This is a genomic window from Novipirellula methanifontis (genome assembly GCF_052161655.1).
Classification (GTDB): domain Bacteria; phylum Planctomycetota; class Planctomycetia; order Pirellulales; family Pirellulaceae; genus Novipirellula.
In genome coordinates this window covers 2,988,424-3,001,813 of the sequence record NZ_CP197418.1, presented here as the reverse complement: position 1 = coordinate 3,001,813, position 13,390 = coordinate 2,988,424, and the positions used below count along the sequence as shown (strand labels likewise).

Annotated in this window: 13 protein-coding genes and 1 pseudogene; 2 read left to right on the top strand and 12 right to left on the bottom strand. The window is 53.9% G+C overall.

From position 1 onward, the window contains the following. Window positions 1–367: 367 nt before the first annotated feature. The 7 genes from SH528x_RS10550 to SH528x_RS10520 form a co-directional block, all read right to left on the bottom strand. Window positions 368–925, bottom strand: a complete 558-nt coding sequence (locus SH528x_RS10550) for a zeta toxin family protein (protein ID WP_442510485.1) — start codon at window positions 923–925, stop codon at window positions 368–370. Next, on the bottom strand, window positions 925–1,296 hold the full coding sequence (locus SH528x_RS10545; protein ID WP_442510484.1) for a TA system antitoxin ParD family protein: 372 nt from the start codon (window positions 1,294–1,296) through the stop codon (window positions 925–927). The genes SH528x_RS10550 and SH528x_RS10545 overlap by 1 nt, the downstream gene beginning before the upstream one ends. A gap of 136 nt (window positions 1,297–1,432) precedes the next feature. After that, window positions 1,433–1,873: a hypothetical protein gene (locus SH528x_RS10540; RefSeq protein WP_442510483.1), complete on the bottom strand. Its 441-nt coding sequence runs from the start codon at window positions 1,871–1,873 to the stop codon at window positions 1,433–1,435. A 2-nt stretch (window positions 1,874–1,875) separates the two neighbouring features. Next, window positions 1,876–2,703: an SDR family NAD(P)-dependent oxidoreductase gene (locus tag SH528x_RS10535; RefSeq protein WP_442510482.1), complete on the bottom strand. Its 828-nt coding sequence runs from the start codon at window positions 2,701–2,703 to the stop codon at window positions 1,876–1,878. Beyond that, window positions 2,700–3,689, bottom strand: coding sequence for an LLM class oxidoreductase (locus SH528x_RS10530; protein ID WP_442510481.1), 990 nt, complete (start codon window positions 3,687–3,689; stop codon window positions 2,700–2,702). Before SH528x_RS10530 ends, SH528x_RS10535 begins: the two co-directional genes overlap by 4 nt. Before the next feature lie 62 nt (window positions 3,690–3,751). Further along, a complete protein-coding gene (locus SH528x_RS10525; RefSeq protein WP_442510480.1) occupies window positions 3,752–4,741 on the bottom strand; it encodes a zinc-dependent alcohol dehydrogenase family protein in 990 nt (329 codons plus the stop codon). 66 nt (window positions 4,742–4,807) lie between these two features. Then, complete coding sequence (locus SH528x_RS10520) at window positions 4,808–5,653, bottom strand: enoyl-CoA hydratase/isomerase family protein (RefSeq protein ID WP_442510479.1); 846 nt, start codon at window positions 5,651–5,653, stop codon at window positions 4,808–4,810. A gap of 115 nt (window positions 5,654–5,768) precedes the next feature. On the opposite strand from SH528x_RS10520, the gene SH528x_RS10515 reads away from it, so the two are divergent. Beyond that, window positions 5,769–6,143, top strand: a complete 375-nt coding sequence (locus SH528x_RS10515) for a winged helix-turn-helix transcriptional regulator (protein ID WP_442510478.1) — start codon at window positions 5,769–5,771, stop codon at window positions 6,141–6,143. A gap of 235 nt (window positions 6,144–6,378) precedes the next feature. Then, window positions 6,379–7,745: pseudogene (locus tag SH528x_RS10510) on the top strand (IS3 family transposase); the annotation flags it as partial. 249 nt (window positions 7,746–7,994) lie between these two features. Here SH528x_RS10510 and SH528x_RS10505 read toward each other — a convergent pair. From SH528x_RS10505 to SH528x_RS10485, 5 genes are all read right to left on the bottom strand, one after another. Then, complete coding sequence (locus tag SH528x_RS10505; RefSeq protein WP_442510477.1) at window positions 7,995–8,669, bottom strand: siderophore-interacting protein; 675 nt, start codon at window positions 8,667–8,669, stop codon at window positions 7,995–7,997. A gap of 165 nt (window positions 8,670–8,834) precedes the next feature. Continuing rightward, entirely contained in the window at window positions 8,835–10,178 is a 1,344-nt protein-coding gene (locus SH528x_RS10500; protein WP_442510476.1) for an alkyl sulfatase dimerization domain-containing protein, read from the bottom strand. Window positions 10,179–10,239: 61 nt separating this feature from the next. Beyond that, window positions 10,240–11,499 carry an ergothioneine biosynthesis protein EgtB gene (gene egtB / locus SH528x_RS10495; protein WP_442510475.1) on the bottom strand — a complete coding sequence of 420 codons (1,260 nt, stop codon included), beginning with the start codon at window positions 11,497–11,499 and terminating at the stop codon, window positions 10,240–10,242. Further along, the gene (gene egtD / locus SH528x_RS10490) at window positions 11,492–12,457 is read right to left on the bottom strand and encodes an L-histidine N(alpha)-methyltransferase (protein ID WP_442512109.1); all 966 of its coding nucleotides are present in this window, start codon (window positions 12,455–12,457) and stop codon (window positions 11,492–11,494) included. Before egtD ends, egtB begins: the two co-directional genes overlap by 8 nt. A 52-nt stretch (window positions 12,458–12,509) precedes the next feature. Further along, window positions 12,510–13,382 carry an SDR family oxidoreductase gene (locus tag SH528x_RS10485; protein ID WP_442510474.1) on the bottom strand — a complete coding sequence of 291 codons (873 nt, stop codon included), beginning with the start codon at window positions 13,380–13,382 and terminating at the stop codon, window positions 12,510–12,512. Window positions 13,383–13,390: the final 8 nt, after the last annotated feature.

Below are 13,390 nucleotides of genomic sequence, written 5' to 3'. Positions count from 1 at the left end.
CCGACGTAGGGAATTTTCCACACGTCGGCTTTTTCCGTGCTTTACCGCAAACGGGGCAAGGACTTACGCCATCGCTTGATCGGCAGATATCTCTCGGGGCGTCTCTGGAAAATTGCTATCCGGCCTCCCGCGAAACAATTCCTGGGGCGATTTCAGCCAAAAGTCTATCGCGTCTCGGTACGATGCAGGCCTCCAGGTTCTGACCCTTCGGCGTGTATCAGAAGAAAGTGGGCAACCTTCCTCGAATCGTCCTAGCCGGAGACGTCCGATACAAATCCAGTTTCCAAGAGTCCCAAAATCTCAACTCACCTTCGAGACATCCGATACGCAAGTCAAAGACGCCATCTTCAATCGCCGAACTGTCTATTTAATCGCGTGAAGACTCTTCGACACGTTCACCCCTGCGATACCGCTCGACGAGTCGATAAGGGCGACTCAGATCGGAGTTCTCAAAGATGAGAACGTGGGGCAATCGCTGGATTGCTCGCTCTAGGTTCGCTTGCGTTCGTGCAAATCTCGCTTGAAGTTTCTCGTCGGGCACGTCGTGTCCACCTTGGCTGGCTCGAATTGACACTCGCTCGATCGACGTGGCGACTTCCGCGATTCGAATAAAGATCATCACAACTTCATAGCCGCTCTCGGCATACTGGGCCAAGACTTCCACTTTCTCACCGATAGGGTCCGACAAGACCGTTTCAAATACAAAGCTTTCGCCGCGTTCAACAAGTGCAACTCGAATCGCTGCAGCAGCCTCCGCTGCCTCATAGGGACCGATCGCAAGTTGGCCTGCGATCTCGTCTGCGTTAACGAATCGCAAACCACTGTCGGCCAGATGCGCCGCGAAGAACGTTGACTTACCGGCTCCGTTGGAACCCGCCAGAGCAATCACGATCGGACGCGTATCAAGGAAATGGAGGTCCAGCATCAATCGTCGGCCGGCTCAAAGACTCGATTGACGAATCGGCCAATCGTCTCAGTGCCGTCCTCGTCAATCCTGCGAAGCAAACCGGGCCGATCCGTCACCGGCTCGTAACGCGGGAAAGGTCGCGATTTGAGGTAGTCACTGACACGTTGTCTTCCGGCCGGAGAATCCACTTCAGCGATCGCTTCGGACAACGGTCGAACTGCGCCGGCTCGTCGCAATGCCATCGCTCGATCGCCTCGAAGCAAAGGTTCCAGCGATTTGCCAATCGCCGCCCAAAATTCAATCTGGCCAGCAATGCTTCGTTGCGAAAGCTCCGCCGTCACGCGAGCGTCGCAAACAAGCTCGTCGGATAGCTTGACCGGTTGTCCCATAAATTGTCTCCTGACCACTACATGGTAGCATAATGCTACCTGCTATTCAAGCTTTGTGCTCCGCAAGTCTACGGATTGCTGATTAAGGGCAGATCGTGTTCGGCAGCAATCACTTCTTGGTTAGTGTCCAGAGAATTCAATTTCGAGACATGCAACCCACCAGTTTTGGCGTGATATTGTTGCGGGTTCCCATGTCCAACATCCAGACGATTCCGTTTTCGTCGGTGCGAATGCCAAGAACATCGTCGAGGTACCAATCGTTTTCGGTGCGAGGCGTATTCCACTGCTTGTTGGGGAATGGCGTGACGGACTTGGTCGTTTCATCGTAAGTCGCAACGCGAATGTCGGGCTTGAAGAACGGGTGATGACTGAACACCAACTGGCCGTCCGGCATGTAAGCAATGTTGCCCGCAGATTGATCGAGCGATGCGAACAATTCAAGTTCAGTTTTGTACGCCTGCGACGTATCAGTCGAAGTTAATGGGGGCACAGCCGTCTGAGGTTCTTGCGCGACAACGAGTGACCCGAGCAATAGGGTTGCTGCTGTCAAACCGATGGTTGATGTCAGGTATTTCATTTTTAACTCTCAGTTTGTTTGGGATTTTGTATCTCAGCCAACACGGACTCAATCGTATCGACAATCTCTTGGCACTTTTCGTCATCGAGCGCGTCGGGATGGGGTGGTGCGAATCGACCTAAATCGTTGTCAAAGTATTGGCCGGAAGCCGATGCGAACTCGTCGGAAGTTGCCGCACGGGTGAGTATTTCGGCTCCGATTTGAATATCTTTCCCGCCAACTCCGTAAGCTTCTTTTACCATTTTACTGCCCAGCATTGAGCCGGGATTCACGGCGATGATTGCCGGGCCTTCGTCGCCTAGCGACAACGCCAGATGACGCGACCACATCGTCAGAGCCAGTTTGCTTTGTGCATAGGCTGCTCCGTCTGGCAGCCTACACTGTCCAATCAACGCTCCCGCATCAACTGGCGACTGGGCAGCGGAAGACAGATTGATGACGCGCCCGGACTTTCCAATTCGCGGAAGGAGTCTCTGGGTCAACAAATAGGGAGCGATTGTGTTGACTGCGAACCGCACGTCGAGCCCCTCCGGTGTCTTGGGATTGCTTGCGCTGAAAACACCAGCGTTATTGATGAGCACGTCGAGAGTGTCGTGCTTGGCGGAAACACCCTTTGCGAGTGACTCGACTTCCGAAATCTGTGACAAATCAGCCAGATAGCTTTCGACTTGAGCGTCCTCGAACGTCGCACGCAACGACTGAACCACGTTGTCCAGCTTGTCAGCGCTGCGACCATGCAACAAGACTTGATGGCCCAGCGAGACCAGCATATTGGCAGTCGCCAGCCCAATGCCATCGGTTGCACCCGTTAGTAAAATTCGTTTCATCATTCGTTCCTCTCTTGTTTCGCAAAGTCTGGCAGGACTTCGTCAGCCAGACGCTTCATCGTGGCTTCGACGTCGCTTTGATTGAATCGCAAGTTCAATGCGACATGATTCACGCCGATCTCTTCTCGCTTTTTGAGGTAGTCCCGAAGATGATTTGCGCCGAGGCGCAATCCCAGATGAATTGGTTGCGGTGGAGTGCTTGGATCGTCGGCGAGATCGACATAAAGTGGTTCCATGATTGGTTGGTTTGGCCGCCCGGCGGATTCCATTCGCTTCCGCCATGTGTCGATGACATTCGCTTGAACATCCGCCCCACGGAGATAGAGCATCCAGCCGTCGCCGTGCGCTGCGAGCCATCCTGGACTCTGTTGACTGCTTCCCGTAATCAACATCGGCAACTTCCCTGCCACGGGCTTGGGAAGCATATCCATGTCACCGTTGATGCTACCGAAGGTGTTGTTGAGACTGGGCGATTCTTCGCTCATCTCGTTGATGTATTCAAAGCTCTCCCGGAATTTAGCACCTCGATCCGGAAACGGGATGTTGAGCGTCGGGTACTCTTTCGGGCGGTCGCCCGAGGCAACTCCAAGAATCAAACGTCCTCCCGAAAGCACGTCGGCGGTCGCGGCCGCTTTGGCAACGTGCGCGGGATGCCTCAAAGGCAGAACGATACTGGCAACGCCCAACGCGATCCGGTCGGTCGCTCCTGCCAGCAAGCCAAGATAGACGAATGGGTCGAAAGCTTGCCCCGCGTCGCCGAATGACGGAACGTTGAACGGCACGTCTCGCAACCAGACTGCGGAGAAGCCAAGTGCTTCGGCGAGCTGCACACGTTCGACGTGACGTTGCATCTTTGGGACGGGACTGCTTGCGTAGTTCTCGATCGGCACGACCAAACCAAGGCTTAACCGGTTCGCGCTGAACACAGTGTTGTATCCCCGGTTGATAGACCGGAAGTCGGTTGCCTTCAAAGTCGTCGCCAATGTCATTTTGTAAAGCCTCTTCGTAGAACAGTTGAAACAACTTTTGCAATGCAGGCTGGCAGCCTGTGTTACGGGTTGTCAATAACTACTTTTCCCATCGCTTTTCCGCTTTCCAGTCGGGCGTACGCTTGCCCAGTTTCTTCGAGAGCAAACTGCTTTTCATCGAGCACTGGCTTGAGTCCGCCCGACTCGACAATTTCCGTCAAGCTCCGCAGGATCGCTCCGTGTTCTGCTCGCCTGAAGTTATGCAGCATTGGAATGAGCATAAACACGACGTGTAGTGAAAGTCCCTTGAAGTGAACTGGGGTCAAGTCCAGCTCGCACATCGAAGTAGTCGTGGCAACTTGGCCATTCAGCGCTGAAGCCTCAAACGACTTCGTGAGGTTCGCGCCACCGACAGAATCGAACACCAGATCAAACCCTTCTCCATCGGTGTGTTTGGCAACGTACTGCTCAACCGTTTCCGTTTTGTAGTTGATCGCTGTTGCACCCAGTTGCTCGATCAATGCCGTTTGCTTGTCACCGCCACCCGTTGAAAAAACGTCGGCACCAAAATGTTTTGCCAATTGCAAAGCGACATGGCCAACTCCGCCCGAGCCTCCATGCACCAATACTTTTAGTCCCGGCTTGATTCCCGCGCGAGTCAGTCCTTCATAAGCAGTGATGGCAACCAACGGCAACGCTGCGGCTTCTCGCATCGACAAGTTCTTTGCCTTCCGAGCGATCAAGTTGCTGTCCGCGACGATGTAGTCAGCCAGCGTACCCGGCAAATCTGCCAATCCACCGGCGCAACCATAGACTTCATCGCCGACAGCATATTCTTTCACTCCGTCGCCAACCGCTTCAACGGTACCAGCGAAATCCATTCCCAGAATGGCGGGCGCATCGGGTGACAGTGGTAAGTCCTTGCCCAACTTTCGGATCATCGTGTCCACGGTGTTAACGCTTGACGCCGCGATCTTCACCAAGACGTGACCAGCTTTGGCTTCGGGCTTTTCAATCTTCGCAGCTTCAAATTTCGCGTCGTCGCCATAGGCGTTAATAAGCATTGCTTTCATGATTCTTGTCTTTGTTCGAGTTATTCATTGTCAGTTTCGTGAGCGGGAATGTTTGGAAAGCACCTTCTACTGGATGTCCTGAACGCCGATTACCAGATCGTTCCAGTTGCGTTGATTGGCCATGTCATTCTGAACGTCACCTTCATCCGCTTGAGTGAAACGCTTGACTGCTGGCGTCTTGCTCGTCGCCTGATACAGCCAATAGGATTCTTCTTTGAGTGCCTCTTCAATCGGCGCGTCGATCGACGCATAAACGGCTCTCTTGCACGACTCAATCGACGCTGCTGGAAACTTGGAAATGCGATTTGCCAGCTCTTCGACGTAAGCGCCAATCTTGTCAGCGTCGAGGGCCTTGTTGATGGTGCCGTAGGCTTCGGCCTCGTCCGCATCGAAGTCGCGAGCACTCAGGATGATTTCCAAAGCGCGGCCGAGACCGGCCTGCCTCGCCATGCGGGATGATCCGCCGCCGCAGGGAAGAATGCCCATTGCGACTTCCATCTGCATGAATTTGGCTTTGCCACGTGCCGCGAATCGCATGTCACACGCCAAGGCGAATTCATGTCCGCCTCCGCGAGCGAAGCCTTCAATCTTGGCGATGGTCGCTTGCGGTAAACTGCTGATGCGCTGCAAAACCTTTTGCAGATACGACAGCTCAACCTTGTCCCGTGGGACGGCTTCGGTTGACATGTCTTTCAGGAAATCCGTGTCAGCATGGGCGACCCAAATCTCAAGGTGTGCCGATTGAAACACGACGACCTTGACGCTGCGATCTTCTTCCAGTGTTGCTGCCAGCCGATTCAAGTCATCTAACATCGGGATGCCTTGGACGTTCACCGGCGGGTAGTCGATAGTAACCGTAAGCACGCCTTCGTTTTGCTCTGCATTGAATGTCGTGTAGCCGTCGTATTTCACAGTTAACTCGCTTGTCTGGGGGCTGTTGGAACATTGTCATTCAGGTCGTACCTGTGCATACTAGAGATACAGGCGACATGTTCAAGTACGCACATTTCGGACACATAGGCACAAAGTGGATACCAAAAACAAGCTCCGTCACGTCAATTACGAGCTACCCGCATGCCCGGTAGAAGCAACGCTCGAATTGATCGGGGGCAAATGGAAGGGCATGATCCTCTTCTACCTGCTCGACGGTCGACTTCGGTTCAGCGAGCTTAAACGCAAGACCGGAAGCGTTACGCAAATGATGCTGACCAAGCAACTTCGCGAGTTGGAGGCCGGTGGTTTGGTGAACCGGATCGTCTATGCCGAAGTTCCGCCGCGAGTCGAATACGAACTGACGAAAGAAGGAGAGTCGCTCAAGCCAGTATTGAAATCGCTGAAGAAGTGGGGAGAAACCCACGCCCTGAAGTTGCTTGAGAATCTTGTCTCCGACAAGGCCAAATGATGAGTGAAGACGCATGAGTTCATTACCGGAACGTCGGAATCGCTAGTCCCGGAACCATGTTGAGACTACAAGTGTTCTTGGGCATCGGCGCGTTTGGCTTCCTTGTGTTCTTCTTCGGTGATCCCGAGCTTCCAATAGCTTGATAGATAAAGCTGCTCCTTCCCAAGTCCCCTCTGTGCCAACATGAGTGAGACAACTTTGAAGTTTTTCAAAGTCGAGGGCACGGAGAGTTTACATGACCGAAATCGCCAACAAAAAAGTTAAGAAAAATCCTGAGGTGGCTGAGAAAGCGACCCGTCGTCGCTTTTCAGAGGAGTATAAACGTCGGATCGCGATCGAAGCTCAGCAGTGCTCCGAGCCCGGTGAGATTGGAGCTCTGCTACGTCGTGAAGGGCTCTATTCGTCAGTGGTTCAGCGCTGGCGTCGTCAACTTCGGGAAAAATCATTGTCATCATCGAATAAGCCCAGTAGCGATGTGCCGCCAGCAATACCGTCAAAGGCAAAAGAGCTTGCCGCTTTGAAACGCGAAAATGAACGCCTAAAAGAAAGACTTCGCCAGGCGGAGTTGATCATTGACGTCCAAAAAAAAGTCTCGGAGATGATGCAGACACGCTCACACGAGAAGACAGATTGAGTGCGGCTGAAGGGCTCAGCAAACGAGTCGGTGTCGCTGCTGCATGCCGCGCACTGAATGTTTCGCGAGCGACGTTGTACCGTCGCCGCGATCCCGACCAGCAACCTAAGCCGAGACCGATCCCAGCTCGAGCACTTTCACTCGGAGAACGAAAAGCGGTGATCGATCGACTCAACAGCGAACGTTTCGCTGATCAGTCGCCGCGGCAGGTCTACTCGAAATTGCTCGATGAAGGGGAGTACATGTGCAGCGTGCGGACGATGTATCGCATCCTCGAAGCGAATCAAAGCACTCGCGAACGCAGAAACCAACTCCGACACCCGAACTACAGAAAGCCTGAATTGCTTGCGACCGGCCCCAATGAAGTCTGGTCGTGGGACATCACCAAGCTCAAGGGCCCGGAGAAATGGACCTATTATTACCTGTATGTCATTCTGGATATCTACAGCCGCTGCGTGGTCGGCTGGATGCTGGCACATCGTGAAAGCGCCGATCTAGCCACGCAGCTGATCGAAACAACCATTGAAAAGCAAAACATTCCGCGCGAGCAATTGATCCTCCATAGCGATCGTGGGCCATCGATGACATCGCATTCGGTGGCGCAGTTGCTTGGTTCGCTGGGCGTCACCAAGTCACACAGTCGGCCGCATGTTTCCAACGACAATCCTTTCTCGGAAAGCCAGTTCAAAACGATGAAGTACCGCCCTGAATTTCCCCAGCGATTTGGATGCTATGAAGACGCACTTGGATTCTGCCGTGAATTCATTGGCTGGTACAACGACGAGCACTATCACAGTGGCATCGGCCTGCTTACCCCATCATCGTTGCACTACGGCCAAGGCGAAAAAGTGATCGAGTCGAGAAAACAAACGCTTCACGGGGCATGGCAGAAGAATCCCGAGCGTTTCGTACACGGCATTCCCACACCTGCAAGCCTTCCCAAAGCAGTTTGGATCAACGCTCCCAAACGAAAGGATGAATTGAAAAGCGAAGCCCCCGAAGCGAATTGCCCGGGGGCTCCAGAAGTAACGTCTTTGACGCACCCTCGATCCGGTTATCCCTTGGACGGTTGCGTCCCCGCAGAGCCGTCTTCCGTTTCACCGGACGTCGACACAGTACCAGCAACAAACTCTTTGAACACCCGAGTCATGCCTGAAAAAATCCCGGGGGTTCGGGGGCTGGCCCCTGAGCACGCGGGATGCAGCACCTAACAACTATCAAAAAGTTGTCTCACTGTCGTTGACACATTCCGGTCCGCGCGTGCCCTTGAGATACGTGCGAAGCCCCTGCATAGTCCCAAACTCGCTTGCGGCCCACACAAAGGGATACCCCTCCTTCCACTCGAAGTCCTCAACTGCCTGCCGGAGCAATTCGGGGTGCTTGCCCGGATGCGGATTGATGAGCCAATGAATCTCGATGCCTTGCGGAGCATCCAGAAGTTGTTTGTCCTCTTCGGAGAGGACTTCGATGAACGCGGCACCCCGCGCATCGCGGGGCATCGTCTCCAGGTTGACGCTCAAGGCGGGCAAAGCTGCGAGGTCTCCAGCCAGCAGGAACCAGTCCGCCGCTGGATCAACCAGCGTGCCGGGACCTGGGCCACCGACAAGGATGGATTCCCCAAGCGGACATTCCTGCGCCCACGTTGCAGCGAGGCCTCCGTCACCGTGGATAACAAAGTCGACATCAATTTCCTCGTCGCGATGCTTGCGAACCGTAAAGGTCCGGAGCGTCGGGCGCTTTCCACCACTGGGAAACATGAGCTTGATGTACGAGCCTTCCGCTCCAGCAGGAAACGTCGCCATTGATTCGCCACCGAAGGTAAGACGCAAAAGATGCGGGCTGATTTTATTCTTGCGAAGCACCGTCAAAAGGCGCGGGTTGGTTCGCTTCATTCTCGTCCTTAGTGATTGAATGGGTTGATCTTCAAGAGGCCCTTATCGCAGGCCGAACGACGACGTCACTCCCCGCCAGTACCCGCACATCGCAGGCGGCTACTGGCGAAAGATGCATTGACTGAATTGCCCCGCAGGTCGGACGCCGCAATGATGACGAGCGGTTCACTTCCCTTCCCGTAGCTCGCGTGCGACGGTGAGGTAGTAGTTGCGAGCGGTTGCGTTGACCATGTTGCGAGCCAACTTCGTCAAAGCATCGGCTTTGATTTGTTTTGCATCGCGGTCGTTCTTGTCGAGGGCCAATAGATGGTCTGCGAGTTGCGTGGCCCATTGGTTGTCATCGTTCGCGAGCGCGTCTTTGGCCGCAGAGACCAGTTTCTCTTTTCCACCCGCCAACTTGGCAACACGCTCTGCTTCTGATTTCAACGTCAGGCGAAACAGATTGGATGGGTTGCCGTCGAACCAGCCAAAGTACTGGCTGAAGACGGTCCGCACGCCCCATTCGGGATGCCCGTAAAACGGTTGCAAATAGTCTTTGCTGGCGAGGCGCTCAGGAAGCTGCACGTACTCAACCAACTCATCCGGCGTCATTCCCTTGTTCATTCCCTCGACGGTTTTGTCGTGGATGAACTGAACGGCATCACGGTAATCGCCGAGGACTTGTTTGACTTCGTCTGCTCCGACAATCGGTTTGGTGTGGCCACCGACCAAGGCGACCGCATTGTTGGCAGACATATTAGTGAGGCTGTCGGCCCACAGGCGAACGCTACGGTTGGGAGTCCCTCGAATCGCGTACAAGTTTGGAAACGATCGGTAGAAATTGTCGCCAGCGAAGAGTACTTTGCCAGCCGGATACCAGACGAACAGTTCGTCGTTGGTCTCACCGGGTGCTGACACGAGTTCAAGTTCAACTCCGGCCACGTTGATCGTCTGCCGATCTCCTTCGAGAAAGTGTAACGGTTTCGACTCCGCACCTGACGCGAATGCGTGGCCGCCGCTCTTGGGGTATCGAACCGGGGCGACGCCGTTGTTGATCCGTTGCTCCGGTGGCAACTTGAATCCAGCTTGCCTTGCTGCTCGGACTGATTGAAACGTAACACCGGCATCCGTCAATGGACGGTATTCGCTTCCGAAGTTGTTGTGAGCCCAGATTTGCGGTCGCTCTGCTCCAAGAAACGAAGTCACACCGCCGGTATGGTCACCATGTGAGTGCGTGAAGATGATCGCCTTGACCGGTTTGTCGGTGATCTTGCGAAACTCCGCCACGATGCGATCGGCGTCGTCTCGCGTCATTCCCGTATCGACAATCACAACCCCATCGTCACCAACGATCATCGAAACGTTCGCCGGACTGAATCCGACTGCGACGTGGACTTTATCGGCGACTTTGACGATTTGTTCTTCAAACTGTTTCGATTGTTGCGTCAGCTTTCGGGTCGCAGCATTGTCTTGTGCAAAAACGGGGGCCGCTACGAGCAGCAGGATCAATGGAAGGTAGAGTCGGTTCATTTTGGTTCTCTCTGTTGATGGGTTAAACGCGTCGTTGAATTCGTGGCTCGGCGATCTCCGGCTATTCTGCCAAGCGGAAGCCGGAGAACTGCCAGCGTGCGTCCGCTGGGAAAAAGTTGCGGTAGGTGTCGCGAATATGCGAACGCGACGTCGCCACGCTTCCTCCACGCAGGACGTATTGATTGCACATGAACTTTCCGTTGTACTCGCCGATCGCACCGGGCGGCGGGCTGTAACCGGGATAGGCTTGATAGCTACTCGCCGTCCACTGCCAAACGGAACCAAAAAATCCACCCGATGACAACGTCGGGTGAATGGCGTAGCCGCCTGCGAACAACTTGTCAGCGAATTGGCCCGTATTAGCTTCTGCACGCGTCTTGGTGAGACTTCGACATGCGACCTCCCATTCAAATTCGGTGGGGAGTCGTTTGCCAGCCCATCGTGCGAACGCATCCGCCTCAAAATAGCTGACATGACAAATGGGCCAATCGGGATCGACCGGCGTAAGCCCTGCCAACGTGAATTGCATCCATCGACCATCTCGGCGCATCCAGTAGAGCGGTGCGTTCCAACTCAGTTCCTTGACCGCGTTCCAGCCGAGTGAGAGCCATAACTCCGGTCGCTCGTATCCCCCATCGTTGATGAACTCAATGAACTGTCCACAGGTCGTCAAATTCAACGAGATACGAAATGCCGGAAGAAATACCGTGTGACGAGGCAGTTCATTGTCGAAACAAAACCCATCTCCATCGTGTCCGACGTCGTATTTGCCATCGGTGATCTCTGCCCACGAATCCGTCGTCCCATTTGACGGCGCAAACTCGCGGTCTTCATACACGGGCAACATCGGATTGGACGCCAACGCATTCTTGATGTCCGTAAGGATCAATTCCTGATGTTGCTGTTCGTGGTTCAAACCTACGGTGATCGTTTCAGCATGCCGAGCAACGAAGTCGGGCGATTGCAATCGGCTGAGCAACTCCCGATCAACGTAACGGCGATACTCCCGAATGCAATCAAGTCCAGGCCGCGAGATCGTTCCCCGGTTGGGTCGGGGGAATTGCTCGCCAATCGCGTTGTAATAGGAGTTAAACAGATAGGAAAAGTGCTTGTCAAATACCGTGTAGTCCGCTTCTTGTTTCAGTACGAACGTTTCAAAGAACCATGTCCCGTGTGCGAGATGCCAACGCACTGGGCTCGCATCCTCCATCGACTGCACCATGCAGTCTTCCGGCGAAAGCGACGCCGTGATGCGATCGGTAAACCGCCGAACACTCTCGAATTGTTTGCTCAAGCTCGAATCCGCAGCGTTCTCATTCATCTGCCGCTCCGTCTAGCACAAGATGCAGCAAGCCGAACAGGCCTTCGCTGTCCGTCCACTGTTGGTGCAAGCTGAAACCATGCGGCCTAGCCAGTTCGGCGAAACCCTCGATGCTATACTTGTGCGAATACTCGGTCAGAATCTTCTCGCCTTTCGCAAAATTAACGACTGTGTCTCCGACCATCACGTTTTGATCCACAAGACTGACAATCGAAATTTCGATGCGATGATCCGTCGAGTTGTAGATCGCTTTGTGCTGAAAGTTGGGCAAGACGAAATCACCATTTAGCTCACGGTTGATACGCTCCAATAAATTCAAGTTGAATTTTGCGGTAACGCCTTGAGAATCATCGTAGGCAGCGACAATGGTGGAAACATCTTTTTGAAGATCGATGCCAATCAGCAACCCGCCTTGGGGGCCAAGCAATTTGGCGATCGACGCGAGAAGTCCGGCTACCTCTTCCGGCGTGTAGTTGCCAATCGTTGATCCCGGAAAATAGAGGGCCACGTGCGAATAGGGGGCCTTGGTTGTCGGCAGCGAAAACGGTTTCGTAAAGTCAGCCACCACAGGACAAATCTCGATTTCAGGATAGCTTGAACGCAAGTCGTCAGCTGTCATCAAAAGATGTTCTTCTGAAACGTCGACTGGCACGTAGGCCACCGGATCGATCAGTGCATCCAGCAGAATTCGAGTCTTGATCGAGCTGCCGCTGCCGAGTTCGACCAGCATGACACGTCGATCAATTTGTTTCGCTATGGCGTCAGCGTTTTCACTCGTGATGGCGAGTTCCGTTCGCGTCAGATAGTACTCGTCGAGTTCGCAGATCTCATCAAACAGTCTTGAGCCGGCACCATCATAGAAGTATTTGCAAGGAAGCGTTTTTTTCGGTTTCTGAAGTCCTTCGAGGACATCGGCAAGGAAGTTCTCGCTGGTCTGCTTTTGTTCGAGCGTATTGATAGTGTCGGTCCCGTTAAATCAATGTTGAGAAAATACCGAGGCACGGACGGTGCTACTCTTGTGCTGAGTTAGCCTTGAGTCGGTCAAAGTATGCTTTCCAGCCTTGGTGCTTGCGACCAGCAGCAAGGCAAAAATGGCTTTCGTTGTTTGCTGCTCCATTGCGGATGCCTTCATAAATGCCAGCAATTACCGTGCCGAGGAACTCGCCAAGTTCTGCAATGCGGTCTTCGCGATACTCATCAACCGTCATGGCGCGATACTTCAGTTCCGTACCAAACGCGTCGTTCAAGTACTCGGCCAATTTTTGCTGTGTGATCGCTTCGCCATGCAAATTGTACGTCTGGCCGTCGTGCTTCGATTCCGTCAACATGCGGGCGTAGGCATAGGCCAGTTCACCGCGCGTCGTGTAGCCGCATTTTGCGTCACCAGCGCAGTTTGCAATCTCACCACGTTGTTTGTTGGTCTCGACATACTCAACATCCGGTTCAATATAGATGCCATTGCGGCCGATCACCCACTGAAGCCCGCTGTCGCGAACGTCTTCTTCCGTCTGACGATTACTTTGGACAACAGGTGAAAACGCAGTGCCTGCTTCCGCGCCCTGAATGCTGGTGTAGACAATCTTGCTAACACCCGCCTCCTTAGCAGCTTCGATGACGTTGCGATGTTGACCAATTCGTTTGTCGGGCGTGTCCATTCCAGAAACCAGCAGCAGGCTATCAATGCCTTGTAATGACTTTGTCAGCTCATCACGCGATGTGTAGTCACCTGGTCGGACCTCCACGCCTAGCGATTCTGCCTTTCGCGGAGTCCGAGCAAGCCCAACGACATTTTCCTTGCCGACACAATCAACAGCGGCGTGGACGATTGCTGAGCCGAGCTGGCCGCTGGCCGCAGTGACTCCGATCGTGACTTTGTCTGACATTGGTTTCT

Excerpts from the sequence above, each read along its gene's own strand:
- SH528x_RS10550 (WP_442510485.1), bottom strand. The coding sequence starts at position 925 with ATGCTGGACCTCCATTTCCTTGATACGCGTCCGATCGTGATTGCTCTG.
- SH528x_RS10500 (WP_442510476.1), bottom strand. The coding sequence starts at position 10,178 with ATGAACCGACTCTACCTTCCATTGATCCTGCTGCTCGTAGCGGCCCCC.
- SH528x_RS10530 (WP_442510481.1), bottom strand. The coding sequence starts at position 3,689 with ATGACATTGGCGACGACTTTGAAGGCAACCGACTTCCGGTCTATCAAC.
- SH528x_RS10535 (WP_442510482.1), bottom strand. The coding sequence starts at position 2,703 with ATGATGAAACGAATTTTACTAACGGGTGCAACCGATGGCATTGGGCTG.
- SH528x_RS10545 (WP_442510484.1), bottom strand. The coding sequence starts at position 1,296 with ATGGGACAACCGGTCAAGCTATCCGACGAGCTTGTTTGCGACGCTCGC.
- SH528x_RS10505 (WP_442510477.1), bottom strand. The coding sequence starts at position 8,669 with ATGAAGCGAACCAACCCGCGCCTTTTGACGGTGCTTCGCAAGAATAAA.
- SH528x_RS10525 (WP_442510480.1), bottom strand. The coding sequence starts at position 4,741 with ATGAAAGCAATGCTTATTAACGCCTATGGCGACGACGCGAAATTTGAA.
- SH528x_RS10485 (WP_442510474.1), bottom strand. The coding sequence starts at position 13,382 with ATGTCAGACAAAGTCACGATCGGAGTCACTGCGGCCAGCGGCCAGCTC.
- SH528x_RS10540 (WP_442510483.1), bottom strand. The coding sequence starts at position 1,873 with ATGAAATACCTGACATCAACCATCGGTTTGACAGCAGCAACCCTATTG.
- egtB (WP_442510475.1), bottom strand. The coding sequence starts at position 11,499 with ATGAATGAGAACGCTGCGGATTCGAGCTTGAGCAAACAATTCGAGAGT.